Origin of the sequence: Methylobacterium sp. (genome assembly GCF_019745455.1) — a bacterium.
Taxonomy (GTDB): Bacteria; Pseudomonadota; Alphaproteobacteria; order Rhizobiales; family Beijerinckiaceae; genus Methylobacterium.
The window spans coordinates 22,797-46,334 of record NZ_JAIETD010000124.1 but is presented as its reverse complement, the minus strand read 5'-3'; the positions used below and the strand labels follow the sequence as shown (position 1 = coordinate 46,334).

Below are 23,538 nucleotides of genomic sequence, written 5' to 3'. Positions count from 1 at the left end.
CCTGCCATGGGCGCCGCCGGGCCGAAGCCGGAGGCCTTCGTCGCCTCGGTCGGATTCTGGGGCGGGGTCGGGCGCAAGCTCGTGCGCGACCCCGTGGCGATGACGGCCGCCGCCATCATCCTGATCATCGTCGCGGTCGCGATCCTGGCTCCCTGGATCACGCCGATGGACCCCTATCGCGGCTCGATGCTCAAGCGGCTGAAGCCGATCGGCGACGCGACCTACATCCTCGGCTCGGACGAGCTCGGCCGCGACATGCTGAGCCGCCTCATGATGGGGGGGCGGCTCTCGTTGTTCATCGGCGTTACGCCGGTCATCCTCGCCTTCATCATCGGCTCCGGGATCGGCATCCTCGCCGGCTACGTCGGTGGATGGCTCAACGTCATCCTCATGCGCACCATCGACGTGTTCTTCGCCTTTCCCTCGGTACTTCTCGCCATCGCCCTGTCGGGTGCCCTGGGCGCCGGCGTCCTCAACTCGATCGTGTCGCTGACCTGCGTGTTCGTGCCCCAGATCGCCCGGGTGGCTGAGAGCGTGACGACGCAGATCCGCTCGCGCGACTATGTCGACGCGGCCAAGCTCTCGGGCGCCTCGACGCTGACGATCCTGCGGGTACAGGTGCTCGGCAACGTGCTCGGTCCGATCTTCGTCTACGCGACGAGCCTGATCAGCGTCTCGATGATCCTCGCCTCGGGCCTGTCCTTCCTCGGTCTCGGCGTAAAGCCGCCGGAGCCCGAATGGGGCCTGATGCTCAACACGTTGCGTACCGCGATCTACGTCAACCCGCTGGTGGCGGCCCTGCCGGGCCTCGCCATCTTCATCGTGTCGATCTCGTTCAACCTGTTCTCCGACGGCCTTCGGTCCGCCATGGAGGTGAAATCGTGAGTGCGGCGATCGACATTCGGGACCGGGGTGGGCCGGCTCAGCCGCTCCTCACCGTGGACAAGCTCATCAAGCACTTCCCGATCAAGAAGGGCTTGGGCGGCAAGAAGGCGGTGGTGCGTGCCGTCGACGGGGTCGATTTCGAGATCCTGAAGGGCGAGACCCTCGGCATCGTCGGCGAGTCTGGTTGCGGCAAGTCCACGACCGCCAAGCTGATCATGGGTCTGATCGAGCATGATTCCGGGCAGCTGCTGTTCGACGGCGAAAAAATCGGCAGCCGCGCCCTGCCGATGCGTTCCTTCCGCGCCCAGACCCAGATGGTGTTCCAGGACAGCTACTCGTCGCTCAACCCGCGCATGACCGTCGAGGCCTCGATCGCCTTCGGCCCTCAGGTCCACGGCGTTCCGAAACGCCAGGCGATCGAGCGTGCGCGGTCCTTGCTCGCCCGCGTAGGCCTCGAGCCGACCCGCTTCGCCGCGCGCTATCCCCACGAGCTCTCCGGCGGCCAGCGCCAGCGCGTCAACATCGCCCGCGCTCTCGCCCTGGAGCCACGCCTCGTGGTGCTCGACGAGGCGGTCTCTGCCCTGGACAAATCCGTCGAGGCGCAGGTGCTCAATCTCCTCCTCGACCTGAAGCAGGACTTCAACCTCACCTATCTGTTCATCAGCCACGACCTCAACGTGGTGCGGTTCATCTGCGACCGGGTCGCGGTGATGTATCTCGGCCAGGTCGTGGAGATCGGTCCGGCCGACACGGTGCTGGCCTCGCCCTCCCACCCCTATACTGCCGCCCTCCTGTCCTCGATGCCGTCCCTCGATCCTGATAACCGGACCGAGGTGGCGCCGCTCGCCGGCGACCCGCCGAACCCGATCGACCCGCCCAGCGGCTGCCGCTTCCATCCGCGCTGCTCGCTGATGGAGCCGGTCTGCCCGGCCAACGTCCCGCCCCTCGACGGTGTCGGCGAGCTTCACCGCGTCGCCTGCCTCGCCCGCCAACCGGGCTCGGGCCACAGCCTTGCGCCGGCCCAGCAGGTGGCGGCATGACGGCATCCGCGATTCCCCCCACTTCCTCCGATCCGGCGGTCGAGATCCGCGGCCTCAGCGTCACCTTCGGCGGGAAGGTCCGTGCCGTCGACGGCGTCGATCTCGTCCTCGGCCGTGGCCAGGCGGTGGCGCTCATCGGCGAGTCTGGCTCGGGCAAGAGCGTGACGCTGCGGGCGATCATGCGCCTCAACCCCGAGAACAAGACCAAGATCGAGGGCTCGATTCGTGTCGCCGGCCAGGACGTCATGGCGATGTCCAAACGCGAACTCACCCGTCTGCGCGGGCGGGCCGTGGCGATGATCTTCCAGGAGCCGTTGCTCGCCCTCGACCCGGTCTACACCGTCGGGCGCCAGATCACCGAGGCGATCCGCCGGCACGAGGGCCTGAGCGAGACGCAGGCACGGGCGCGTGCCCTGGAGCTGTTCGAGCGCGTCCGCATCCCAAGTCCGCAGAGGCGTCTCGACGCTTATCCGCACGAGATGTCCGGCGGCATGCGCCAGCGCGCGATGATCGCCCTGGCGCTCGCCTGCCGGCCCAAGGTTCTGCTCGCGGACGAGCCGACGACGGCCCTGGACGCCACGGTCCAGATCCAGATCCTGCTGCTGCTGCGCGAATTGCAGGCCGAACTCGGCCTCTCGACGATCTTCGTCACCCACGACCTCGGCGCCGCGGTCGAGGTCGCCGACCGGATCGCCGTGATGTATGCCGGCCGCATCGTCGAATCCGGCACGGCGCGCCAGGTCGTGCTGAGCCCGAACCACCCCTACACGATCGGCCTGCTCAGCAGCCGCGCCGACGGGGCTTTGGTCAAGGGCTCGCGCCTGGAGACGATTCCCGGCAGCCCGCCCGACCTCGCCAACCGCAAGCCCGGCTGCCCCTTCGCACCGCGCTGCTTCCTCGCCATCGACCGCTGCCACAAGGAGGTCCCGCCCACCGTCGAGGTCGGCCCAGGCCATGGCGCCGCCTGCTGGCGCTCGGACGAGGCGGGAGCGGCGTTCAGGGAGCGGTTGGAGGCGGTGGCGGCGGTCGCATAGTCCGCGCCTTCATTTCTCCCGGCAGCACGCCATGATAGATGGGTCATGAGGAAGACGTGGGCGGTAAGGAGATCAGCGCGATGGCCGTGCGTCTGGACGACGATCCGGTACTCGCACGCTTCCGCGCTGCGGTAGAGCGGATCTACGGCGCGCAAGTCGAGCGCCTGGTGCTCTTCGGCTCGCGTGCCCGCGGCGAAGCCCGACAGGATTCCGACTACGATGTCGGTGTGTTCCTGCATGACCTGCGCGATTTCGACCGGGAAGCCCGGACCCTGGCCGAGATCGAGACCGACATCGTGATCGAGACTGGCGCCGTGATTCATGCGCTGCCGCTACGGGCAGGCTCCCACCGCGAACGCACCGGACTGATGCAGGAACTGCGGCGCGACGGCCGAGACCTGTGACTCCCGAAGCCGGCGATTATCTCGCCAAGGCGCGGGAGGAACTCGCCGAAGCCGGCGCGATCATGGGGATCGGCCTCGCAAAGGCCGCCGCACGCGGAGCGTATTACGCGGCGTTTCACGCCAGCGAGGCTCTGCTGGTGGCCCGGACCGGCAGGATCGCCAAGACACATACGGGCGTTCGCGCGGCGCTGGCGCAATTGCTGCGCGGGCCGCCACCATCCGATCGCGATCTGCTGACGTTCCTGGCGCGCGCCTACAAATACAAGGAAATCGGCGATTACGGTGTCGGACCGGGTATCGCGATCACCATCGGCGATGCCGAGGCCTTGCTGGCAGGGGCTGATCGGTTCATTGCCCGCGTGACGGCGTTGCTGGAAGCTGATCCGGCAGGGAGTCGTCCGGAACCGGATTGATCGCCCATCGTCTTGGCGGACCGTATCGGCCGGTTGGCGACACGCGGCTCTTCCTCACACGTTAGGCGCCGCGACCCGCTGGCGAAGCCCGGTGATCATCGCCTTGAGGGTTTCGGTGCTTGCGTCGCCCTGTGACGGCGTATGGCCCTGCACCGCGTAGACACGCTCATGCACGAAGGACAGCTTCGCGATCACCGCGGGCGTCAGCTTGAACGGGTAGAGGGCAGGCTGGCCCATCGAGCGGCTCAGAGAGTTGATCGCATAGGTGAGCGGCAGCCACGCCTCGATCATCCGGTCGAGGTCGGGGCTCTGGTAGGGATCGAAATCCACCGTCACGGCCGGCGTCATCTTCTGCCGTAGTCGTGGGTCGATGCACAGGCCGAACACGCTGGCCGTCTCCAGCGTGTCGACGATGTGGAGGTAATGCGCCCAGGTCTCGGCGAAATCTTCCCACGGGTGGCAAGTCGCGTAAGCGCTGACATAGCCCTCCGCCCAATCCTCGGGCGGACCGTGACTGTGATGGCGTTGAAGTGCGGCGGCGTAGTTCCGGCTCTCGTCGCCGAACAGGTCGCGGAAGGCCCACAGGCTGTCGTCGTGGCGGACGAGGACAGTCCAGAAATAATGCCCGATTTCGTGTCGGAAATGGCCGAGGAGGGTGCGGTAATACTCTCCGAACAGCATCCGGCGGCGCTCGCGCTCGACGTCGTCCGCTTCGGCGATGTTCATGGTGATGAGGCCGTCGAGGTGGCCGGTCAGCACCGGAGGCCCGATCCGATAGCTCTCTGCCGGGTCCACCAGGAAGTCGAAGGCGAGGCCGCTGACAGGATCCTCGTCGCGCGTCGTCAAAGGCAGGTTGAGGCGCATCAGCGAGTAGAACAGCCGGTGCTTGGCAGCCTCGATCTGGCGCCAGCGGGTCAGGTTCCAAGCGATGGCGAGGTCCGGAACCATTCGGTTGTGGCGGCAGGCGGAGCAGAAGCGGTCGGTGCTGTCCTCCGGCACCAGCCAGTTGCATGCGTCGTAGGCGGCGTTGGCGCAGAAGCGGTACTTGCGGCCCGGATCGGCATAGGCGTGCCAGAGGTCTCCGGACGGCTCCAGGGCAGAGACCTCGTGGACGCCTCCGACATAGCCGAGCCGGCGCTGGCAGCTGTCGCAACGGCTGCTCTCGAAGCTGACCGGCTGGTCGCAGGCCTGGCATTGGAAGATCTTCATGACGGGGTCACGCTGGCCAAACCAACTCCTCGGCGATCCCCGATGCCGGTGCGCCGTCGATGGCCGTCATCGGACAAGGCACCGGCGGCTCGCGAAGTTCCCGCCATGACCTACACGGGCCCATGATGCACGGGATTTGCTTCCGGCCGAAGGCGCGGCTCGAAGCCATGGCAACAACTCCCGGGACGCCTTGGAGGACCATGCCGGAATCGGGGTCGCGCCGGCGCCGTTACAGACGTACCATCGCCGTCCTATAGAACGCGCGGACCGGTTTCGATCTGCGGATCGATCCGGGGTTTCGATCGTCCGCTCGCCAGAGCGGGCCTCGCTGCCGAACACCTTGCAGACTCAACCTCGCGGGAGCCTCCGTGTCGATCAAAGCCGCCCTGCACCACGTCACGCACTACACCTACGACAGGCCGATCTCGCTCGGCCCTCAGGTGGTGCGCCTGCGTCCTGCGCCGCATACGCGCACGAAGGTGCCGGCCTATTCGCTCAAGGTCACGCCCGAGAACCACTTCATCAACTGGCAGCAGGACCCGAACGGCAACTGGCTCGCCCGCCTCGTCTTCCCTGAGAAGGCCAAGGAACTGAAGATCGAGGTCGACATCACCGCCGACATGGCTGTGATCAACCCGTTCGACTTCTTCGTCGAGGATTACGCACAGGCCCGGCCGTTCGACTACGACCCGGAACTCACCGCCGAGCTCAAGCCCTATCTCGCCACCGACGACGCCACAGGGCCGGAGATCGACGCCTTCCTGGAGCGGCTGCCGAGCGAGCCGAACACGGTGCTGTTCCTCGTGGCGCTCAACGCGCAGATCGCCTCCGAGGTCGCCTACGGCGTCAGGATGGAACCGGGCGTCCAGAGCCCGGCCGAGACCCTGACCCTCAAGAGCGGCTCCTGCCGCGACTCCGCCTGGCTCCTGGTGCAGGTGCTGCGGCGGATCGGACTCGCGGCGCGGTTCGTGTCGGGCTACCTGATCCAGCTCATCCCGGACACCACCGCCGTCGACGGCCCGGCCGGCACCACCACGGACTTCACCGACCTTCACGCCTGGGCCGAGGTCTACCTACCGGGCGCGGGCTGGATCGGCCTCGACGCCACCTCGGGGCTTCTCTGCGGCGAAGGCCACATTCCGTTGGCAGCAACGCCGCATTATCGCTCCGCAGCGCCGATCTCGGGCCTCGCCGAACCGGCCAAGGTCGAGTTCGGCTTCGAGATGACGGTGACCCGCGTGGCCGAGGCGCCGCGCATCACCAAGCCGTTTTCGGACGACGTCTGGACGGCGATGGACGCACTCGGCGAGCGCATCGACGCTGACCTCGCCGAGCAGGACGTCCGCCTTACCATGGGTGGCGAGCCAACCTTCGTCTCGATCGATGATTTCGAGTCGCCCGAGTGGAACGCCTCGGCCGTCGGTCCGACGAAGCGCGGCCTCGCGGACAAGCTCATTCGTCGCCTGCGTACCCGGTTCGCGCCCGGCGGGATGCTCCATTACGGCCAGGGCAAGTGGTATCCGGGCGAGAGCCTGCCGCGCTGGGCCTTTGCCCTGTTCTGGCGCAAGGACGGCAAGCCCATCTGGCGAAACCCCGATCTCATCGCCTCGGAGACCGGACCAGGCGAGGCGACGATCGACCAGGCGAAGGCCCTCATCGACGGCCTCGCCTCGACCCTCGGGCTCTCGGCCTATGTCCTGCCGGCCTATGAGGATCCGGTCTATTGGGAGGACAAGAAGGACGAGTTGCCGGTCAACGTCACGACCGCCGATGCCAAGCTGCCCAACCCCGAGACCAATACCCGAATCGCCCGAGTCTTTGCCCGTGGCCTTGGGGAACCCACCGGCTACGCGCTGCCATTGGCGAGCCTTCCCATCGGCAAGGGCGACGACGAGGTCCGGCAATGGATCTCGGAGCCCTGGGAGTTCCGCCGGGGCCACGCCTTCCTGACTCCCGGCGATTCCCCGGCGGGCTACCGCCTGCCGCTCTCCTCGCTCCCCCACGTGCCGCCCGAGCACTATCCCTATTACCAGCCTCAGGACCCGCTGGAGCGGCGCGGTGCGCTGCCAGAGGGCCATCCCGGCGAGAAAACCGTCAACGGATCGGGCGTGACCGGCGTCGCCGTCCGAACCGCGTTGGCGATCGAGCCGCGCGATGGGGTGCTGCACGTGTTCATGCCGCCGTTGCAGCGGGCGGAGGAGTACCTCGAACTCCTCGGCCATCTCGAGACCGTGGCCACGAAGCTGAAGCTGCCGCTGCACATCGAGGGCTACGAGCCGCCCTACGACCCGCGCATCGGCGTCATCAAGGTGACCCCGGACCCTGGGGTGATCGAGGTCAACGTCCATCCCGCCTCGAGCTGGCGCGAGGCCGTCACCATCACGAGCGAGCTCTACGAGGATGCCCGGCAGATCCGGCTCGGCGCCCAGAAGTTCATGATCGACGGGCGTCATACCGGCACGGGCGGCGGCAATCACGTCGTCCTCGGCGGTGCGACACCGGACGATTCTCCGTTTCTGCGCCGGCCCGATTTGCTGAAGAGCCTGGTGCTGTACTGGCAGCGCCATCCGAGCCTCTCCTACCTGTTCTCCGGCCTCTATATCGGCCCGACGAGCCAGGCGCCGCGCATGGACGAGGCGCGGCATGACGGGCTCTACGAGCTCGAGATCGCCCTCGCCCAGGTGCCGAAACCCGACGAGCCCAATATCCCGCGCTGGCTCGTCGACCGGATCTTCCGCAACATCCTCGTCGACGTCACGGGCAACACCCACCGTTCCGAAATCTGCATCGACAAGCTCTACTCGCCGGACGGGCCGACGGGCCGCCTAGGGCTCCTCGAGTTCCGTGGTTTCGAGATGCCGCCGGACCCGCGCATGAGTCTCGCGCAGCAGCTCCTCCTGCGCGCCATCGTGGCGTGGCTCTGGCGGGAGCCGCAGGACGGTAGATGCGTCCGCTGGGGCACCGGCCTGCACGACCGCTTCATGTTGCCCCACTTCCTCTGGACCGATTTCCTCGGTGTCCTCGGCGATCTGCGCACGGCCGGCTACGACTTCGATGCGGCGGCCTTCCAGGCGCAGTACGAGTTCCGATTCCCCGTCTTCGGCAGCATCGAGCAGGACGGGGTGAGTCTCGAATTGCGCCAGGCATTGGAGCCCTGGCACGTTCTCGGGGAGGAGGGGGCAATCGGCGGCACGGTGCGCTACGTCGATTCATCGGTCGAGCGACTCCAGGTGAAGGCGACCGGTTTCGTGCCGGGTCGCCACGTCATTGCCTGTAACGGTCGGCGCTTGCCGATGACCTCCACGGGGGTCTCGGGCGAGGCGGTGGCGGGCCTGCGCTTCAAGGCCTGGCAGCCGGCCTCCTCGATGCATCCCACGATCCCGCCGCATGCGCCGCTGACCATCGACATCCTCGATTCGTGGAGCGGGCGCTCCCTCGGCGGCTGCCGCTATCATGTCAGCCATCCGGGCGGCCGCAATTACGAGACCTTCCCGGTCAACACCTACGAGGCGGAAGGACGCCGCCTCGCCCGCTTCGAGGCCCACGGCCACACCCCCGGCAAGGTGGCGATGCCGCAAGAGGAGATCAGCCGCGAATTCCCCATGACCCTCGACATGCGGGTTCCGGCGCCGACATGAGCGATCCGGTCGGACAAGTGGCTGCGGAACGTATCGCGCGCTGGACCGCGGGCTATCGACCGCAGCCCGGCGTGCCCGACGAGTTCATGGATGCCAATGGACACGCGAAGGGTGCGTGGCCGCGCGTCCTCGGCCGCCTCGGCGCCATGGGCGAATCCGAGATCGCCGCGCGCTTCGCTTCGGCCGAGCGCCATATCCGCGATGCCGGCATCTCGTACCGGATCTACGGCGACAAGCGCGACCATGCCTGGCCCCTCGGCTCGATGCCCCTCGTCATCGAGGAGGCGGAGTGGCGGGCTTTGAGCGAGGGCATCGTCCAGCGCGCAGGGCTGATGGAATGGATCCTCTCCGACATCTACGGGGCAGGGAGCCTCGTCGCCGAGGGACTGCTTCCCGCCGCAGCGGTGGCCGGAAGCCCGGAATTCCTGCGACCGCTGCACGGCGTATCGCCGCCGGGCGGCCGCTGGCTCAAGCTCTACGCCGCCGATATCGGGCGGGGACCGGACGGGTGCTGGCGCGTGCTCGCAGACCGGACGCAGTCGCCTTCGGGTCCGGGCTACGCCCTGGAGAATCGCCTCGTCCTCAGCCGCGCGTTTCCGGATCTCTACACCGATCTCCACGTCGAGCGGTTGGCGAACTTCTTCCAGGCCTTCCGCGAGGGCCTCGTCGTCGGCGCGCAGCGCAGCGACCCACGCATCTGCCTCCTGACATCGGGACCGATGAGTTCGACCTATGTCGAGCAGGCGGCGCTGGCGCGCTATCTCGGCCTGCTCCTCGTGGAGGGCGACGACCTGGTTACCCAGGACGGCGTCCTGCACGTGCGCACGGTCTCAGGACTCAAGCGGGCCGACGTGCTCTGGCGCCGGATCGATTCCGATTTCATGGACCCGATCGAGCTCAATCCCGCCTCGCGCCTCGGCGTCCCCGGCCTGATCGAGGCCCTGCGCGCGGGCAGCCTCGTCGTCGGCAACATGCCGGGGTCGGGGATTCTCGAATCCGGCGCGCTCGCCCCCTACCTGCCGGGCATCGCACGCCGGGTCCTCGGGGAGGACCTGGCTCTCCAGGGCTCGCGCTCCTGGTGGTGCGGCGACCCCGATTCCCTCGCTCATGTCCGCGACAGGCTCGACGAGCTGACGCTGCGGCCGGTGGCGACGCCGGGCAAGGGCATGACCCGCGATGCGATCCTCGGTCCCCATGCGCTGGGCGCCGAACAGGAGCGGCTGGTGGCGGCCCTGCGCGACCGGTCCTTCGACTATGTCGCCGAGGAAGCTGCACCGCTCTCGACGACGCCCGGCTGGGAGCGGGGCAGCGGCACCCTTCGCCTCGTGCCGCGGCCCTTCGTGCTCCGGGTCTTCGCGGCGGCGACGCCCGACGGCTGGCGGGTCATGCCCGGCGGCTTCTGCCGGATGTCGGAGCGGCCCGACGTCGAACCGATCGAGATGCGGGCCGGGATCAAGGCGGCAGATGTCTGGATCCTGTCGGACAGGCCGGTCGAGCCGGTCTCGCTGATCCAGCAGGGCGCGCCCCGCGTGCGCCGCATCGCCGGCCACCTGCCGTCGCGGGCCGCCGACAACCTGTTCTGGTTCGGCCGCTACGTCGAGCGCGCCGAGATCGTCATCCGCCTCGTCGTCGCGCATCTCGGCAGCGTCGGCGACGCGGTGGTCGCCGACCTCGCCGGCGACGCGAAGGCGCCGACGGCGCTTCGCATCCGCGCCATCCTCGACGAGTGGGGCGCGATCAGCGCGCCGGACCTGCCTACCGCCTATCTTGCCCGCGAAGCCCTGTGCGGGCGCGATGTCCACGGCTCGGCGCTCTCGCACGGGCTCTCGGCCCAGGCGAACGCCGCCTCCTTGCGCGAACGGCTCTCGAGCGAGGCTTGGCGTGTGCTCACGGACCTGCGCGATGCCCTCGACCACGGCGACGGCGAGGCGCGCGCCGAAGCCCAGCTCCTCGGGCTGGCGGAACGGGCACTCAGCCATGTCGCCGCCCTGTCGGGCCTGGCGCAGGAGAACATGAACCGCACCGCCGGCTGGCACTTCGTCGACCTCGGCCGGCGCATCGAGCGGGCGATCAATACCTGTGCCCTGGCCCTGCGCTTTGCCGGCGACGAGGCGGGGGCCGAGGATCTCGCCGTGATGCTGTCGCTCTGCGATTCGCACATCACCTACGGCGCGCGCTACATGCACGGTGTCGCCCTCGACCCGGTGCGAGACATGGTTCTGCTCGACGCCTTCAACCCTCGCTCGGTGGCCTTCCAGATCGAGGCGATCACGCGGCACCTCGACGACTTGCCGGCCCTCCGCGCCGACGGCCTGCCCGAGCCGCATCGCCGCCTCGCCCTGCAGTTGCGGGCCGAGTTCTCCACCGGCGAGGCGGCCGATTTCGACAGCGCCTCGCTCGCCCGGCTGGAAGCCTCGTTCGAGACGCTGGCCGATGCCATCGCCGGCCGCTACTTCCCGAACGGCCCCCATGCCCTGCGGCCCGAGAAACTGATGGGGCTCGCGTGATCTACACGCTGCGCCATCTCACTCGCTATCGCTACGGCAAGCCGGTTCGCTTCGCCCGTTGCGCCCTCCGCCTTCGGCCGCAGGAGGGCGATGGCCAGCGGGTGATCGAGAGCACCCTGACGATCTCGCCGAACCCACGCACCCGCGTGGTGAGGCGCGATTACTTCGGATTGGAGATCGAAGCCGTCACCATCGACGCGGTCCACAGCGAGTTGCGGGTCGAGGCGCTCTCGCGCGTGGCGGTGGAGCGGCGGCCGCTGCCGGAGCCTGAATCCGGCCAGAGCTGGGAGGAGGTCCGGCTCAGAGCGCTGACCTCCCGCTCCCTCGGGGCCGACGCGCCGATCCACTACCTGTTTCCGAGCCTTCGCGTCCCCCTCGTCCCGGCCGTGACCGATTACGCCCGCGCGAGCTTCGCGCCGGGCCGCAGCGCCTACGGCGCCGCCTTCGACCTGATGGGGCGCATCCGCGCCGACTTCACATTCGATTCCAAGGCCACCACGGTGCAGACGCCCCTGGCAGAGGCCTTCGCGCAGCGTGCCGGGGTCTGCCAGGACTTCGCCCACATCATGATCGCAGGCCTCAGGGGCCTCGGGATGCCGGCTGCCTATGTCAGCGGCTATCTGCGCACCCTCCCGCCGCCGGGCCGTCCGCGCCTTCGCGGAGCCGATGCGAGCCATGCCTGGGTCTCGGTGTGGTGTGGGGATGGCTGGATCGGCCTCGACCCCACCAACGGCATCGGAGTCCGCGACGACCATATCCTCGTGGCGCAGGGCCGCGACTACACCGACGTCGCGCCGATCGACGGCATGGTCTCCTCGTCGGGCTCGCAGAAGCTACGCGTCGAGGTCGACGTCATCCCCGAAGGCGAAGCGATGCCGGAGGCCGTTGAGGCCGAGCCGGAAGCCGCCACCGCATAGGAGGGTGTCTGCTTGTCCGCGCTAGCTGCGCCCTTCCGAAAACCGCCGGAATGCCTCCAGCGTTTCAGCGCTGACATGGTGCTCGATGCCTTCGGCGTCGCGGCGGGCGGTCTCGGCGCTGACGCCGAGGGCGCAGAGGAAGTGCTCGACGATGCGGTGGCGCTCGCGGCTCTGGGTCGCCAGGGTCTGGCCGGCCGCGGTGAGGAAGACGCCGCGATAGGGGCGCTGCTGCACCAGGCCGTCCTCGGCAAGACGCTTGAGCATCTTGGCCACCGTCGGCTGGGCGACGCCGAGGCGGGCGGCGATGTCGACCTGGCGCGCTTCGCCGCCGTCGCCGATCAGGTCGGCGATGAGCTCGACATAATCCTCGACGAGTTCGAGCCGCCGCGCCTCGCGCGCCTGCCGGAAGCTTTCCACATGCACGTCTGCATCGATGAGGGTCGCTTCAGGCTCTGATCGCGGCGGTTCGCGCATGGTGCCGCTGACTCCCTGACCTATTCCGACGGGTCGCCGCCCGACCTGCCGCGTCTTGGGCCGATGCCGTGTGGCTCCGGCCGACTTCGTTCTAGCCAAGCCTGGCCCCGGATGGGAGCCCCCCGTTCGGGATCTGGCGATCGAAACCTGCAGGCGCCCGGAGTTGCGCCACAAAATCCCGCGCGAAGGCCGGAAGGGCGTCAAGGGCGCGAAGGCACAGGGTCAGGTCGCGCAATGCCCACGGATCGGTCAGGGGCACGAGGCCGATTCCCATGCTGCGGATCGCCCGTCGCGCCGTGGTCTCGGGGACGATGCCGACGCCGACGCCGCATTCGACGAGACGGCAGACGGCATCGAAGCTGCGCAACTGGACCCGCAGCCGCATGGTCCTTCCGTCGATGCGGGCGGCCTTGTCGGCAAGGAAGCGCGTGAGCGCGCTGGCTCTGTCGAGCCCGACGATGTCGTGTTCCAACACCTCGGCGAAGCCGACCTCGCCGCGCCCGTCGAGGGCGTGGCCGGAAGCGACCACGACGACGAAGCGATCCTGCCGGAACGGATAGGTCTGCAGGCTGCCGGTATCGACGGTGCCCGCCACGATGCCGAGATCGGCGGTCCCTTCCGCCACCAGCCCGACGATCTCGTCCGAAGTCCGCTCCTCGATGTCGACGCTGACGCCGGGATGGCTGGCGAGGTAGGCACTGAGCACCTCGGGCAGGAATTCGGTCAGCGCATTGGTGTTCGACAGGAGGCGGATCTGGCCGACGGTGCCGCCCGCGTAAGCCGCGAGTTCGCCCTGCATGCGCTCGACCCGGTCGAGAACGGCGCGGGCATGGGCCACCAAGGTGCGCCCCGCCGGCGTCAAGGCGACCCCTTGGCGGCTGCGCGTGAGAAGGGCGGCTCCGAGCGTCTCCTCCATGCCGCGCACCCGCGCCGAGGCGGCGGCGAGGGCGAGGTTTGCCCGCGCCGCCCCATGGGTGATCGAGCCCGCCTCCACCACGTGGCGGAACAGGCTGAGATCGACAAGGTCGAAGCGCATCATCCTGGCCGTTCCTGTCGCTGGTGAAAAGCTGGCCGTCAGGACTTCCTTAACCCTGTGCGCCGATGCTCATGCACATGGTTGTCCGTCGCCGCGTCCGTTCCGTCCTGATGCCGCTCGGCCTCTACGCCGTGTCGGCCCTCGTCGTCGGCTATTTCATACAGCAAGCCGAGGGCGGCAACCGCGGCCTCATCGCCAAGCGCGCCCTCAAGATCCAGGCCTACGGCCTCAACCAGGAGCTTGCCGCGGTGAAGGCGGACCGCGCGATCTGGGAGCATCGTGTCGCGCTCCTGCGCTCGGACCAGATCGATCGCGACCTCCTCGAAGAGCGTGCCCGCGTCGTCCTCGGCCGAGTCCACGCCAACGACGTGGTGATCATCGACCCCTGACGGCGCAGCGGCCAAGACGGGTGACAGATCCCGCCGTTGCTATCCTCCCGCCTGCACTCACCCTCGCTTTCCGGCCGACCCTGCCGTAAGACTTCGGCGGGCAAGATCAGGTCACGGGAGGTCGCCGATGGATGCCGCGAACGAAGCGGGTCACGCCAAAGCCGAAGCCGGAAAGGCCGCCCGCGAGAGCGCTCCCGATCATGCGCCGGCGCCAAACACGCCCCAGTTCACCAAGGACGAGGACCTTCACGCCTATCACGAGATGCTGCTGATCCGCCGCTTCGAGGAGAAGGCGGGCCAGCTCTACGGAATGGGGCTGATCGGCGGCTTCTGCCACCTCTATATCGGCCAGGAGGCCGTCGTCATCGGCATGCAGATGGCCTCGGTCGAGGGCGATCAGGTGATCACTGGATACCGTGATCACGGCCATATGCTGGCCTGCGGCATGGATGCCAAGGGCGTCATGGCCGAGCTCACCGGACGGCGCGGGGGCTACAGCCGCGGCAAGGGCGGCTCGATGCACATGTTCAGCCGTGAAAAGCAGTTCTTCGGCGGCCACGGCATCGTCGGAGCGCAGGTGTCGCTCGGCACCGGCCTCGGCTTCGCCGACGCCTATCGCAAGAACGGCAAGGTCAGCCTGACCTATATGGGCGACGGTGCCGCCAACCAGGGCCAGGTCTACGAGAGCTTCAACATGGCCCAGCTCTGGAAGCTGCCGGTCGTCTACGTCATCGAGAACAACCGCTACGCCATGGGCACATCGGTGGCCCGCGCCTCGGCACAGACCGATTTCTCCAAGCGCGGCATCTCGTTCGGCATTCCCGGCGAGCAGGTCGACGGCATGGACGTGCGCACCGTGCGCGAGGCGGCGAACCGCGCCATCGAGCACGCCCGTTCGGGGGAGGGACCCTACATCCTCGAGATGCAGACCTACCGCTATCGCGGCCATTCGATGTCCGATCCGGCCAAATACCGGACCAAGGACGAGGTCTCCAAGATGCGAGACGAGCACGACCCGATCGAGATGGTGCGCAAGCGCCTGATCGAGGCGCACGGCGTGCCCGAGGCCGAGCTCAAGGCGACCGACGCGAAGGTCCGAGAGATCGTCAACGACGCAGCCGAGTTCGCGACCCACGATCCCGAGCCCGATCCGTCGGAACTCTGGACCGACATCCTCCTCGAAGCGCGGGCCTGATCTTCTCCAGTCCGCCCGCCAACCCCGAGCGACGAGCACCCCATGGCGACCGACATTCTGATGCCTGCCCTCTCGCCCACCATGGAGGAGGGCAAGCTCGCCAAGTGGCTGAAGAAGGAGGGGGATTCGGTCAAATCCGGCGATGTCCTCGCCGAGATCGAGACCGACAAGGCGACGATGGAGGTCGAGGCCATCGACGAAGGGATTCTCGCCAAGATCCTGGTCGAAGAAGGCTCGGAAGGGGTGAAGGTGAACACCCCGATCGCCATCATCGCCGGCGAGGGCGAGGACGTGTCGGCAGCGGCCTCAGGCGGGGGCAGGAAGCCGAACGGGGCCGGCGAGCCCCAGCCCGCTCCGACTCCCGACATGAAGGCCGAAGGCCAAGCGGAAAAGACCGCATCCGCGTCCAAGACGTCGGACGACGCACCCAGGGCCCCTGCGGCGCCGGCCGTCATCACCAACAAGGCACCCGCCCCGGTGATGGAGGAATACCCCTCCGGTACCGAGATGGTGACGATCAGCGTACGCGAGGCTCTCCGCGACGCCATGGCGGAGGAGATGCGCTCCGACGATTCCGTGTTCGTGATGGGTGAGGAGGTCGCCGAATACCAAGGCGCCTACAAGATCACGCAAGGGCTGCTGCAGGAATTCGGCGCCCGCCGCGTCGTCGATACGCCGATCACAGAGCACGGCTTTGCCGGCATCGCAGTGGGTGCGGCCTTCACCGGCCTGAGGCCCATCGTCGAGTTCATGACCTTCAACTTCGCCATGCAGGCGATCGACCACATCATCAACTCTGCGGCGAAAACCCTCTACATGTCCGGCGGCCAGCTCGGCTGCCCCATCGTGTTCCGCGGCCCCAACGGCGCCGCCGCCCGCGTCGGCGCCCAGCACAGCCACGACTACTCCGCCTGGTACTCGAACGTACCGGGCCTCAAGGTGATCGCGCCCTACACGGCCGCCGACGCGAAGGGCCTGCTCAAGGCCGCGATCCGCGACCCCAACCCGGTGATCTTCCTCGAGAACGAGATCCTCTACGGCCAGACCTTCCCGGTGCCGAAGCTTGACGATTTCGTGGTCCCGATCGGCAAGGCCAAGGTCCACCGCACCGGCAAGGACGTGACCATCGTGTCGTTCTCGATCGGCATGACCTACGCGCTGAAGGCGGCCCAGGCGCTCGCCGAGGAGGGCATCGAGGCCGAGGTGATCGACCTTCGCACGCTCCGGCCCATGGATACCGACACGGTAGTGGAATCGGTCAAGAAGACCGGCCGCTGCATCACGGTGGAGGAAGGCTTCCCGCAATCGGGCATCGGGGCCGAGATCGTCGCCCGCCTGATGGTGGAAGCCTTCGACTTCCTCGACGCGCCGGTCCTGCGCATCACCGGCAAGGACGTGCCGATGCCGTATGCGGCCAATCTCGAGAAGCTCGCGCTGCCGAACGTCGCCGAGGTCGTCGAGGCGGCAAAGGCGGTCTGCTATCGATAGGGGCGGGATCGTGAGCGAACCCTTCGCCGAACTTAGCGTGCCGCCGGACGCCCTCGAACAGGGCGGCGTCGAAGTGTTGCGTGCGGCTGTCGTGGACGGAGCCGTGAGCGTTGCCCTGCGCCGTTCCTTCGACGACCCGGCGACCTGGGGCCGCCTGCTGATCGACCTCGCCCGCCAGGCTGCCCGAGCCTACAGCCTGGAGACCGGGATGTCGGAAGACGAGGCGTTCGACCGCATCCGCGCCGGGTGGGAGGCCGAGAGCCTCGACCCCGGCGGCTTCAACTAACGGCAGCGCCCATGGCCGACGCCGCGATCCGCGAAGCCACCTATGCCGATCTCGAGGCGGTCCCGGCGCATCTCGTCGCCGAGATCATCAATGGGGCGCTGGAGACGCATCCCTGGCCAAGGCCTCGTCATGGACGGGCTGCAAAACGCCTGGGCGGCGAGTTGTACGGACCCTTCGATCGCGGGCGTGGGGGCCCGGGTGGTTGGATCTTCATCGACGAGCCCGAACTTCGTCTTGGGGCAAACGTCGTGATACCCGATCTCGCGGGCTGGCGGCGGGAACGGATGCCGGTCGAGCCGGACACCGCCTTCATCGAGACGCCGCCAGATTGGGTCTGCGAGATCCTGTCTCCCTCGACGAGCCGCCTCGATCGCGGCCCCAAGCGCCGCATCTATGCCGAGGCCGGCGTCAGTCATCTCTGGCTCCTCGATCCTGGCGACGGCGTCCTCGAAGGCTTCGCGCTGACCGGCCGCCAGTGGCTGCTCCCCGGCACCGTCCAGCGCGGCGAGCCGGTCAGCCTACCGCCCTTCGATGCCGTGTCGTTCCCCCTCGACGACCTGTTTCCCTTCGACGACCCGGCCGCCCCCACTTCGCCAGAGACCTGACGCCATGCCGATCAACGTCCTGATGCCCGCCCTGTCGCCGACGATGGAGAAGGGCAACCTCGCCAAGTGGCTCAAGAAGGAGGGCGATGCGGTCAAATCCGGCGACGTGCTCGCCGAGATCGAGACCGACAAGGCGACGATGGAGGTCGAGGCCATCGACGAGGGCGTGCTCGCCAAGATCCTCGTCCCCGAAGGCACCGCCGACGTGCCGGTGAACGACCTCATCGCCATCATCGCGGGCGAGGGCGAGGATCCCGGAAGCGTCCAGGCGCCCGGCAATGGGGCCGCCAAGGCCGAAACCTCAAAGCCTGAGGCGCCACCTGCCACCGAGAACGCCACGCCCGGCGGCGGCACCATGTCCTATGCCCGCGTCAACGAGGCGCCGGAGGGCGCCAAACCGAGTGGCACGGCGCAGGCGCAGGGAGCGGGCGACCGGATCGTCGCTTCGCCGCTGGCCCGTCGCATCGCCAAACTCGAAGGAATAGACCTCTCGGCGGTCTCCGGTTCGGGCCCGCGCGGCCGGGTGATCGAGCGCGATGTGCGCGGGGCGATCGCGAGCGGATCGGCCAAGGCCGGAGCGCCGAAGCCGGCGCCCCCCGCTGCGGCGGAAACCGCGCCAGCGCCGGCCGCTCCCGGCCCGAAGGCTGCCGTCTCTGCGCCGGCCGGCCTCTCGGTCGATCAGGTCCGCGGCTTCTATCAGAAGGGCGCCTACGAGGAGGTGCCCCTCGACGGCATGCGCAAGACCATCGCCAAGCGCCTCACCGAGGCGATGCAGGTGGCGCCGCACTTCTATCTCACCGTCGATTGCGAGATCGACGCGCTGATGGCCCTGCGCGAGCAGCTCAACAAGAGCGCGGGAACGGGCAAAGACGGCAAGCCGCTGTTCAAGCTCTCGGTCAACGACTTCGTCATCAAGGCGATGGGCCTCGCCCTGATGCGGGTGCCCACCGCCAACGCGGTCTGGGCCGAGGACCGTATCCTGCGCTTCAACAACGCCGAGGTCGGCGTCGCGGTCGCGATCGACGGCGGGTTGTTCACGCCCGTCATCCGCAAGGCCGACCAGAAGACGCTCTCGACCATCTCCAACGAGATGAAGGACTTCGCCGCCCGCGCCCGCGCAAAGAAGCTCAAGCCCGAGGAGTACCAGGGCGGCGTCACCTCGGTGTCCAATCTCGGCATGTTCGGCATCAAGCACTTCACCGCGGTGATCAACCCGCCCCAATCTTCGATCCTGGCGGTCGGCGCGGGCGAGAAGCGCGTCGTCGTCAAGGACAATGCCCCTGCGGTTGTGCAGGTGATGACCGCGACCTTGTCCTGCGATCACCGCGTGCTCGATGGGGCGCTCGGCGCCGAACTGATCTCGGCGTTCAAGGGGCTGATCGAGGCGCCGATGGGGATGCTGGTGTGATCGCGTAGGTCGCTAACGCGCTCTCCTCCCGGCTAGGGGAGGGGAGGCGAACACCTCAATCCGCGAGAGCGGATCCACCCTCGGCACCGCTCCGCAAGGATCGGGCGCGTAGGAGCCCAGACATGCCCGAAACCTACGACATCCTCGTCATCGGCGCCGGCCCCGGCGGCTACGTGGCCGCCATCCGCGCCGCCCAACTCGGGTTCAAGACGGCGGTGGTGGACCGCGAGCATCTCGGCGGCATCTGCCTCAACTGGGGCTGCATCCCGACCAAAGCCCTGCTGCGCACCGCCGAGATCTACCATTACATGCAGCATGCGGGCGATTACGGGCTGTCAGCCAAGGAGGTCGGCTACGACACCGCCGCCATCGTCAAGCGCTCGCGCGGGGTCTCGTCCCGGCTCAACGGCGGCGTCGGCATGCTGCTCAAGAAGAACAAGGTCGACGTGATCTGGGGCGAAGCGTCGATCGAAGCGGCGCCGAAAGGCAACCAGGCCGGTACCATCGCGGTGAAGGAGACGAGCCGCGCACCGGCGCCGAAGGGAGCGCTTGCTGCCGGCTCCTATTCGGCCCGCCACATTATCGTGGCAACGGGTGCTCGGCCGCGCGCCATCCCCGGCATCGAACCCGATAAGAAGCAGATCTGGACCTATTACGAGGCCATGGTCCCCGAGAGCATGCCAAAGAGCCTGCTCGTCATGGGTTCCGGCGCCATCGGCATCGAGTTCGCCTCGTTCTACCGCACCATGGGCGCCGAGGTGACAGTGATAGAGCTTCTGCCGCAGATCCTGCCGGTGGAGGATGCCGAGATCGCGGGCCTCGCGCGCAAGCGCTTCGAGAAGCAGGGCATCAGGATCCTCACCGGCGCCAAGGTGACGAAGGTGGAGAAGGCGGCCGATTCCGTCACCGCCACCATCGAAACCGGCGACGGCAAGACCCAGCAGCTCACCGCCGAGAAGCTGATCTCGGCCGTCGGCGTCGTCGGCAATATCGAGGGGATCGGGCTCGAGAAACTCGGGGTGACGATCGAGCGCGGCATCGTCGTCACCGACGGATTGGGCAAGACCAACGTGCCGGGTGTCTACGCCATCGGCGATGTCGCCGGCCCGCCGATGCTCGCCCACAAAGCCGAGCACGAGGGCGTGCTCTGCGTCGAGACCATCAAGGGCCTGCACACCCACGCCATGGACAAGGCCAAGATCCCGGGCTGTACCTATTGCCAGCCGCAGATCGCCTCCGTGGGCCTCACCGAGGCGAAGGCCAAGGAGCAGGGGTTTGCCGTCAAGGTCGGCCGCTTCCCCTTCGCCGGCAACGGCAAGGCGATCGCCCTCGGCGAGCCGGACGGGATGGTGAAGACGATCTTCGACGCCAAGACCGGCCAGCTCCTCGGCGCCCACATGGTCGGGGCAGAGGTCACCGAGCTGATCCAGGGCTACGTGGTGGCGATGAACCTCGAGACGACCGAGGAAGACCTGATGCACACGGTCTTCCCGCACCCGACGCTCTCCGAGATGATGCACGAGAGCGTGCTCGACGCTTATGGGCGGGTGATCCACTCGTGATGTGACACGGAACTGCCCGGCCGCGGCATCGGACGAAATGCCTCCAGACGTGTCCTACGTCGCGGCGGCTGCCTCGGCCTCCTCGGCCCAGACCCTGAACAAGGTCAGCCGGTTCAGTCCGAAGGTGTGGGTGAGCGGCACGTCCGCGGCGTCCCGCCCTCGGGCGACCAGGATGCGGCCGCGTCGGGGGGCGTTGTTGCGCGGATCGAAGGTGTGCCAGGCGCCGCCGAGATAGACCTCGATCCAGGCGGCGAAGTCGCCCGGCGGATGCGGCTCGGGCTCGCCGATGAAGCTGAGATAGCCGGTGCAGTAGCGCGTCGGGATATTGAGCGCTCGGCAGAAGGCGACGCTGAGATGGGCGTAGTCGCGGCAGACGCCCCGGCCGACCGCCAGGGCGTCCGTGGCGGTACGGTCGACCCGCGAATAATCGTAACCGAAGGCGATGTGGTCGTGGACGTAGTCGCACACCGCCTGGACGCGTCCCCAGCCCGCCGGCGTGTCGGCGAACAGCCGCCAAGCCTCGTCGGAGAGAAGGTCGGATTCGCAATAGCGGCTGGCGACGAGGAAGGGCAGGGTCTCGGGCGGGAGATCCTCCACCGCATGCTGGACGGCGTCGGCGACGACGGGGTCCGGATCACCGTCATCCTCCATCTCGGCTTCGACCCGAAGGGTAAGCGGGCCGGCCGCGGCCACCAGCCGGGCACAGCGGTTGCCGAATGGATCGAGGAAGGTCTCGACCTCTGTCCCGGGATCGGCGGCCAGGGTGTCGGGGGAGGTCAAGGTGCCCCGACATTCGGGATGGGAGGTCAGCCGGGCGATCAACGGAGTCTGGTAGGCGAGCTCGTAGCCCATCTCGCAACCGAACTTGATCCGCATGCCGTCACCCCTCGCCCGCCCTCGTGACGACCCGCCTGCCTCATGCCTGCGCCGACTCGGACACGATAGGCCGCTGAGGTCACAGCCGGATGGCAGGATACCGAGGGCCGCGCGACCCGACGCCACGCCCGCTCCATCCTGAAACCCGCAACCCCTCCGGACGAGCCGGCGGACACCTCAAAGAGGCGCCGCCGTTTCCCGCACCGTCGCTTGCGCCCTGTCTCGCTTTTCCTGCATCCGCACCTGAAGGCGTCTGCGGCGCGCTGCAATGACGGTGCCATTGATCTCGCCGCCGAACAGGAACATCGCGGCGAGCCAGTACAGGAACACGAGGAACACCATGGCGGTAGCGAGGCCGCCATAGGTCGAGGCATAGGCGCCGGAGAAGCGGTCGAGGTAGAAGCCGAAGCCGAGGCCGGCGAGGAACCACAGGAGCAGCGTCACCGCGACTCCCGGCAGCACGGCGACGAGGGAGCGCCGTCCGGCAGCGACGAATTTGTGGGCGATCACCAGGACTGCGGCGATCAGGGTCGCGGTGATGCCGATCCGGCCGATGGCGACGGTGAGGCCGAGCGGCTCCAGCCCCGGCACGAACTTGATGAGGTTCCGCCAGATCAGGGGTCCGAGCACCACGAGGAGGGCGAAGGCCAGCATCGCGCAGGCGCCGCAGACGACGTAGCCGATCGATTCGAGCCGTGTCAGCCACCACGGCCGTGTCTCGCGCAGGCCATAGGCCCGGTTGAGCCCCACCCTCAGGCTCTCGACCCCAGATGACGAGAAGTAGAGGGCGAGCACGGCGCCGATCGTGAGGATTCCGCCGCGCTGCTCGGTGAGCACCCGGTGCATCTCCCCGACGATCGGCTTGGCGACCTCCCGCGGCCAGGCCTCGAAGATCAACACGCCCGCTTCGTCGGCGAGCGACTTGGTGCCAAACAGGCCGGCCAGGGCCGCGAGCAGGATCAGGAACGGGAACAGCGAGGTCAGCATCGAGAGGGCGATGTGGCTCGCGATCGCCCAGCCGTCATGAAGGACGAAGCGTTGGGCGGCGATAGCCGCGATGCCGAGGCTGGTACGCAGGCGGGTCACGGTCAGGGGCGGTTTCCTTCGAGTGCTGGACGCCTTCTAAACGCAAGGCACGGCACCCTTGCAACGCACCGGCGAGAAAAGCGGTCAGCGGACCGGGATTGCGTCTGCCTGGGTTGTCTTGGAGCGGGCGCTGTGATGCCTGCATCGCCGTGATGCCCCATGCCCCCGCGACCCGCGCTGCGATCAACGGATTGTTCGTCCTGATCTGGGCGACGGGCTTCGTCGCCGCCCGCTTCGTCGCTCCCCATGCCGAGCCGCTGACCTTCGTGGCCATTCGGGTCGCTCTCGTCGCGTTGGTCCTGGCCGCCCTCGGTCAGGTTCTCGGCGCGCGCTGGCCCAGCGGCCGCACCGAGTGGCGCGATGCGCTGGTGTCCGGGCTTCTGATGCAGGGCATCTACGTCATCGGGGTATTCTGGTCGATCAAGAATGGCCTGCCGGCCGGCATTGCCGCCCTGATCGGAAGCCTTCAGCCGTTGCTCACCGCGATGCTGGCACGGCCGCTCCTCGGGGAGGAAGTCAGCCGGCGCCGCTGGTTCGGAATCGCCCTCGGATTTGCCGGGACGCTCCTGGTGCTGGCGCCGAAGGTCGGGGTTGCTGGTGAGGCCGGCATCCCCATTCTCGCCCTCGGCGCCTGCCTCGCCGCCATGGCCGCCATGACCCTCGGCACGCTCTGGCAGAAGAGCCGTGCCGCCAATGTCGACCTGCTCGGCAACGCCACCGTCCAGTTCGTCGGCGCGACGTTTCTCGCTGTTCCCGTGGCTCTCGCCTTCGGAGACGGCCGCTTCGACGCGACGGCGCCGCTCTGGTTCGGCCTCGCCTATTCGGTCCTCATCAACTCGGTGGCGGGCATCCTGCTCCTGATGCTGCTGATCCGGCGCGGCGCCGTAGCGGGGGTCGCCTCGCTGCTCTTCCTGGTCCCGCCGGTCTCGGCGCTGATGGCCTATGCCCTGTTCGGCGAGGCGCTGATCCCAATCCAGATCGCCGGCATGGTCGTCGCCGCAGCCGGTGTCGCAGTGGCGAGCCGCGCCTAATCTTCGGCTTTATGAAATATACCACGCCGATTCAGCCCAGCTGCGGCGTCACGGC

Annotated in this window: 21 protein-coding genes; 16 read left to right on the top strand and 5 right to left on the bottom strand. The window is 68.1% G+C overall.

The genetic code is table 11. The features are described from left to right. Positions 1–6 precede the first annotated feature (6 nt). From K2Y56_RS21965 to K2Y56_RS21945, 5 genes are all read left to right on the top strand, one after another. Positions 7–885, top strand: a complete 879-nt coding sequence (locus tag K2Y56_RS21965; RefSeq protein WP_292512842.1) for an ABC transporter permease — start codon at positions 7–9, stop codon at positions 883–885. Then, complete coding sequence (locus K2Y56_RS21960) at positions 882–1,925, top strand: ABC transporter ATP-binding protein (protein WP_292512771.1); 1,044 nt, start codon at positions 882–884, stop codon at positions 1,923–1,925. Before K2Y56_RS21965 ends, K2Y56_RS21960 begins: the two co-directional genes overlap by 4 nt. After that, positions 1,922–2,959: an ABC transporter ATP-binding protein gene (locus K2Y56_RS21955; protein ID WP_292512769.1), complete on the top strand. Its 1,038-nt coding sequence runs from the start codon at positions 1,922–1,924 to the stop codon at positions 2,957–2,959. The genes K2Y56_RS21960 and K2Y56_RS21955 overlap by 4 nt, the downstream gene beginning before the upstream one ends. An 80-nt stretch (positions 2,960–3,039) precedes the next feature. Next, entirely contained in the window at positions 3,040–3,363 is a 324-nt protein-coding gene (locus tag K2Y56_RS21950; protein WP_292512767.1) for a nucleotidyltransferase domain-containing protein, read from the top strand. After that, positions 3,360–3,776: a HEPN domain-containing protein gene (locus tag K2Y56_RS21945; protein WP_292512764.1), complete on the top strand. Its 417-nt coding sequence runs from the start codon at positions 3,360–3,362 to the stop codon at positions 3,774–3,776. Before K2Y56_RS21950 ends, K2Y56_RS21945 begins: the two co-directional genes overlap by 4 nt. Before the next feature lie 54 nt (positions 3,777–3,830). On the opposite strand, the gene K2Y56_RS21940 is transcribed toward K2Y56_RS21945, so the two are convergent. Next, positions 3,831–4,985, bottom strand: coding sequence for a putative zinc-binding peptidase (locus K2Y56_RS21940; protein ID WP_292512762.1), 1,155 nt, complete (start codon positions 4,983–4,985; stop codon positions 3,831–3,833). A 368-nt stretch (positions 4,986–5,353) separates the two neighbouring features. Here K2Y56_RS21940 and K2Y56_RS21935 point away from each other — a divergent pair, with 368 nt between their 5' ends. The 3 genes from K2Y56_RS21935 to K2Y56_RS21925 are packed head-to-tail and all read left to right on the top strand — an operon-like array spanning position 5,354 to position 12,047. After that, the gene (locus tag K2Y56_RS21935; RefSeq protein ID WP_292512758.1) at positions 5,354–8,623 is read left to right on the top strand and encodes a DUF2126 domain-containing protein; all 3,270 of its coding nucleotides are present in this window, start codon (positions 5,354–5,356) and stop codon (positions 8,621–8,623) included. Beyond that, the gene (locus K2Y56_RS21930; RefSeq protein WP_292512756.1) at positions 8,620–11,130 is read left to right on the top strand and encodes a circularly permuted type 2 ATP-grasp protein; all 2,511 of its coding nucleotides are present in this window, start codon (positions 8,620–8,622) and stop codon (positions 11,128–11,130) included. Before K2Y56_RS21935 ends, K2Y56_RS21930 begins: the two co-directional genes overlap by 4 nt. Further along, positions 11,127–12,047 (top strand): transglutaminase family protein, encoded by a 921-nt coding sequence (locus K2Y56_RS21925; RefSeq protein WP_292512754.1) that lies wholly within the window; start codon positions 11,127–11,129, stop codon positions 12,045–12,047. Before K2Y56_RS21930 ends, K2Y56_RS21925 begins: the two co-directional genes overlap by 4 nt. Positions 12,048–12,068: 21 nt before the next feature. Here the strand turns inward: K2Y56_RS21925 and mntR are convergent, their stop codons facing one another. Together mntR and K2Y56_RS21915 are read right to left on the bottom strand one after the other, a co-directional pair. Continuing rightward, on the bottom strand, positions 12,069–12,521 hold the full coding sequence (mntR, locus tag K2Y56_RS21920; protein ID WP_292512751.1) for a manganese-binding transcriptional regulator MntR: 453 nt from the start codon (positions 12,519–12,521) through the stop codon (positions 12,069–12,071). Between the two features lie 91 nt (positions 12,522–12,612). Further along, the gene (locus K2Y56_RS21915) at positions 12,613–13,557 is read right to left on the bottom strand and encodes a LysR substrate-binding domain-containing protein (protein ID WP_292512838.1); all 945 of its coding nucleotides are present in this window, start codon (positions 13,555–13,557) and stop codon (positions 12,613–12,615) included. Between the two features lie 77 nt (positions 13,558–13,634). Between K2Y56_RS21915 and K2Y56_RS21910 the strand changes: the two genes are divergently transcribed. The 7 genes from K2Y56_RS21910 (at position 13,635) to lpdA (ending at position 20,490) form a co-directional block, all read left to right on the top strand. Further along, the gene (locus tag K2Y56_RS21910) at positions 13,635–13,946 is read left to right on the top strand and encodes a septum formation initiator family protein (protein ID WP_292512747.1); all 312 of its coding nucleotides are present in this window, start codon (positions 13,635–13,637) and stop codon (positions 13,944–13,946) included. Between the two features lie 127 nt (positions 13,947–14,073). Further along, the gene (gene pdhA, locus K2Y56_RS21905; protein WP_292512745.1) at positions 14,074–15,141 is read left to right on the top strand and encodes a pyruvate dehydrogenase (acetyl-transferring) E1 component subunit alpha; all 1,068 of its coding nucleotides are present in this window, start codon (positions 14,074–14,076) and stop codon (positions 15,139–15,141) included. Positions 15,142–15,183: 42 nt separating this feature from the next. Continuing rightward, positions 15,184–16,629 carry a pyruvate dehydrogenase complex E1 component subunit beta gene (locus K2Y56_RS21900; protein WP_292512742.1) on the top strand — a complete coding sequence of 482 codons (1,446 nt, stop codon included), beginning with the start codon at positions 15,184–15,186 and terminating at the stop codon, positions 16,627–16,629. Between the two features lie 10 nt (positions 16,630–16,639). After that, positions 16,640–16,915, top strand: coding sequence for a DUF5076 domain-containing protein (locus K2Y56_RS21895; protein WP_292512739.1), 276 nt, complete (start codon positions 16,640–16,642; stop codon positions 16,913–16,915). Between the two features lie 11 nt (positions 16,916–16,926). Then, entirely contained in the window at positions 16,927–17,520 is a 594-nt protein-coding gene (locus K2Y56_RS21890; RefSeq protein WP_292512736.1) for a Uma2 family endonuclease, read from the top strand. Between the two features lie 4 nt (positions 17,521–17,524). Next, entirely contained in the window at positions 17,525–18,928 is a 1,404-nt protein-coding gene (locus K2Y56_RS21885) for a pyruvate dehydrogenase complex dihydrolipoamide acetyltransferase (RefSeq protein WP_292512734.1), read from the top strand. Between the two features lie 122 nt (positions 18,929–19,050). Further along, entirely contained in the window at positions 19,051–20,490 is a 1,440-nt protein-coding gene (gene lpdA, locus K2Y56_RS21880) for a dihydrolipoyl dehydrogenase (RefSeq protein ID WP_292512731.1), read from the top strand. 54 nt (positions 20,491–20,544) lie between these two features. On the opposite strand, the gene K2Y56_RS21875 is transcribed toward lpdA, so the two are convergent. Both K2Y56_RS21875 and K2Y56_RS21870 read right to left on the bottom strand, forming a co-directional pair. Beyond that, positions 20,545–21,366, bottom strand: coding sequence for a transglutaminase family protein (locus K2Y56_RS21875; protein WP_292512728.1), 822 nt, complete (start codon positions 21,364–21,366; stop codon positions 20,545–20,547). 177 nt (positions 21,367–21,543) lie between these two features. After that, positions 21,544–22,452, bottom strand: coding sequence for a YihY/virulence factor BrkB family protein (locus K2Y56_RS21870; RefSeq protein WP_292512724.1), 909 nt, complete (start codon positions 22,450–22,452; stop codon positions 21,544–21,546). 152 nt (positions 22,453–22,604) lie between these two features. On the opposite strand from K2Y56_RS21870, the gene K2Y56_RS21865 reads away from it, so the two are divergent. Then, positions 22,605–23,483, top strand: a complete 879-nt coding sequence (locus tag K2Y56_RS21865; protein ID WP_292512722.1) for a DMT family transporter — start codon at positions 22,605–22,607, stop codon at positions 23,481–23,483. Positions 23,484–23,538: the final 55 nt, after the last annotated feature.